Source organism: Streptomyces humidus, from assembly GCF_014649655.1.
Taxonomy (GTDB): Bacteria; Actinomycetota; Actinomycetes; order Streptomycetales; family Streptomycetaceae; genus Streptomyces; species Streptomyces humidus.
Map to the genome: position 1 here is coordinate 1 of NZ_BMTL01000102.1, position 3285 is coordinate 3285.

Genomic DNA, 3285 nt, shown 5'->3' on the forward strand with positions numbered 1-3285 from the left:
CGCGGGCGGTGGTGGTTTCGGGTGCGGCACCGGCGGTCGAGGAGATCGCGGACCGCTTCCGTGGCCTGGGCCGGAAGGTGACGGCGTTGCGGGTGAGTCATGCCTTCCACTCGCCGTCGATGGAGCCGATGCTCGACGACTTCCGTGAGGTCGCCGAGAGCCTGACCTACGGGCGTCCCGAACTCCCCGTCGTCTCCACGGTCACGGGGGAGGCCGCGAGCGCCGAGGAGCTGATGTCCCCGGACCACTGGGTACGGCACGTCCGCCGGACGGTCCGGTACACCGACGCCGTCCGCGGCCTAGCCGACCAGAACGTCACCCGCTGCCTCGAGCTCGGCCCGGACGCCACCCTCTCCGCCCTCGCAGCGGCGCTCCTGCCCTCCATGACCGAGGTCCAGGACGGAGAGCCCACGCGGCACGTGGTCGTGCCCGCATTGCGCAAGGACGGGCCGGAGGCGGTGACGCTGCTCCACGCCGTCGCCGCGCTGCACGCGCACGGCAGCAGCCCGGACTGGACCGCGCTGCTCCCCGCCGCCAAGACCGTCGACCTGCCCACCTACGCCTTCCAACGCGTCCGGTACTGGCCGGACGGCGCGCCCTCCGACCAGGACGGAGGCCAGGCGCACGCCGTCGACTCGGCGTTCTGGTCCGCCGTCCGCAAGGGCGACGTCCGCGACCTGGCGGAACGGCTCGCGCTCGACCCGCACGTCCTGGCACCCGTGCTCCCCGCCCTCACCTCCTGGCACCACGACAGCATGCGGCGCGCCACCGCCGACTCCTGGCAGTACCGGGAGACCTGGACCCCCCTGCCGTCCCCCACCGCATCCCCGGCCGGCGTCTGGCTGGTGCCCTTCTGCGCCGACGACCCGGAAGCCGCAGCGACGGTCGATGCCGTGGCGGAGGCCTTCACCGCCGCCGGCGCGGACGCCAGGCCCTTCCCCCTGGCCGCAGGGGCGGACCGCACCGACCTCGCGGAAGCGCTCACCGCGGCCGCGGCCGCGGCGGTCGGCGGCGGTCCGCTCCGACTGCTGTCGCTGCTCGCCCTCACCGAGACGCCGCACGCGGACCACCCCGAGGTGCCTCTGGGGCTGCACCTCAACACCCTGCTGCTGCAGGTGCTGGCCGAGACCGGCACCAGCGCACGGCTGTGGGCGGCCACACGGTCGGCGGTCTCCGTCGGCGCCGCCGACCGGCTGACCCGGCCGGTACAGGCCACCACCTGGGGGCTCGGCCGGACCGCGGCCGTCGAGCACTCCGATCTGTGGGCCGGCCTCCTCGACCTGCCACAGCGGCCGGACCCACGCGCGCTCGCCCGGCTGGTGGCGTTCGTCGCACAGCCGGGGGACGAGAACGAGCTCGCCGTCCGCGACTCCGCCGTCTTCGCCCGCCGACTGACCCGAGTCGTCCGCGACGGCGAAGAGGCCCGCCCCGCACCCCGGTTCACCGGAACCACGCTCATCAGCGGCGGCACCGGAATCATCGGCGCCCATGTGGCGCGCCACCTTGCCCGGGAAGGCGCCGAGCATCTCCTGCTCGTCAGCCGCAGAGGTCCGGCGGCCCCCGGCGCGGAGGATCTGCGCCGCGAACTGGAGCAGTCGGGCGCCCAGGTCACCGTCGCCGCCTGCGACCCCGCCGACCGGTCCGCACTGCGGGCGCTGCTCGCCACCGTCCCGGCCGACCGGCCGCTGACCTCGGTGCTGCACGTAGCGGGCGTCCTCGACGACGCACCGCTCACCGCCATGGACCCCGAGCGGTACGCCACCGTCCTGCGGGCCAAGCTGCGCGCGGCCGACAACCTGGACGAGGCCACCCGGACCCTGGACACGCCTCTCACCGCGTTCGTGCTGTTCTCGTCCATCGCCGGCGCGCTCGGCTCGGCGGGACAGGCCGGCTACGCGGCAGGCAACGTCTACCTCGACGCCCTCGCCAGGCGACGCCGCGCCGACGGACTCGCGGCCACCTCGGTCGCCTGGGGCCCCTGGGCCGGGGGCGGCATGGCCGACGACCCCACGGTGCTGAACCGGCTGCGCCGCGGCGGCCTGACCCCGATGGAGGTCGAACCCGCGCTCACCGCCCTCGGCAGCCTCCTCGCCCACGACGACACGTGGGCGCTGGTCTCCGACGTCGACTGGGCCAGAATCGCCGCCGGGCGGCGGGGACTGCCGGGCGCCGCGCTGCTGAGCCGTCTCCCGGAAGCCGTTAACGGCACGGCGGAGGCTCCCGGCCCGGCAGCCGGGCGCCGCGGCGGCCTGCGCGCCGAACTCGCCCCGCTGGGCGTCGTCGAGCGCCGGCAACTGCTGCTCAAGCTGGTGCGCCGAAGCGCGGCCACCGCGCTCGGCCACCCGACACCGGAGAGCATCCAGCCTGCTCGCGCCTTCCAGGACGGCGGCTTCGACTCGCTCACCGCCGTCGAACTGCGCAACCTCCTGGCCACCGCCACCGGGCTGACCCTGCCGACGACCCTGGTGTTCGACCACCCCACGCCCACGGCCCTGGCCGAGTACCTGGTGCGCGAACTCGACGACGGCATCGCGGACTCCGGCCACCGCGCGCCCGGAGCGGACCTGGTCCCGGCGGGCGCCCACGGCGGCGACGACGAGCCGATCGCCGTCGTCGCCATGGCCTGCCGGCTCCCCGGCCGCATCACCTCGCCCGAGGAACTGTGGGACCTCCTGGCCCGGGGCGGTGACGCCGTCGGCTCCTTCCCGGCCGACCGCGGCTGGGACCTCGACGCGCTGTACGACCCCGACTCGACGCGTCCCGGCACCAGTTACGTCAACGAGGGCGGATTCCTGTCCGGCGCCGACGCCTTCGACGCCGCGTTCTTCGGGATCTCACCGCGCGAGGCCGTCGCGATCGACCCGCAGCAGAGGCTGCTCCTGGAGGTCTCCTGGGAGACCGTCGAGCGGGCCGGCCTCGACCCGCGCTCACTGCGCGGCAGCCGCACCGGTCTGTTCGTCGGCTGCGGCCATCAGGGCTACGGCGCGACGCTCGGCGAGGTCCCCGACGACGTACGCGGCCATCTCCTCACCGGCAGCGCGGCGAGCCTGGCCTCGGGCCGGGTGGCGTACGCGCTCGGCCTGGAGGGTCCTGCCGTCACTCTCGACACGGCGTGTTCGTCGTCGTTGGTGGCGTTGCATCTGGCGGTGCAGTCGTTGCGTGCGGGTGAGTGTGATCTGGCGTTGGCGGGTGGCGTGACGGTGATGTCGACGCCTGGTGTGTTCGTGGAGTTCTCGCGGCAGCGGGGGCTTGCGGTGGACGGGAGGTGCAAGGCGTTCGCGGAGG

General features: G+C 74.8%; 1 protein-coding gene. It reads left to right on the plus strand.

The genetic code is table 11. The features are described 5' to 3' along the window. Nucleotides 1–3285: SDR family NAD(P)-dependent oxidoreductase (locus tag IE239_RS41175; protein ID WP_190154564.1), on the plus strand; the 3285-nt coding region annotated here is incomplete at both ends.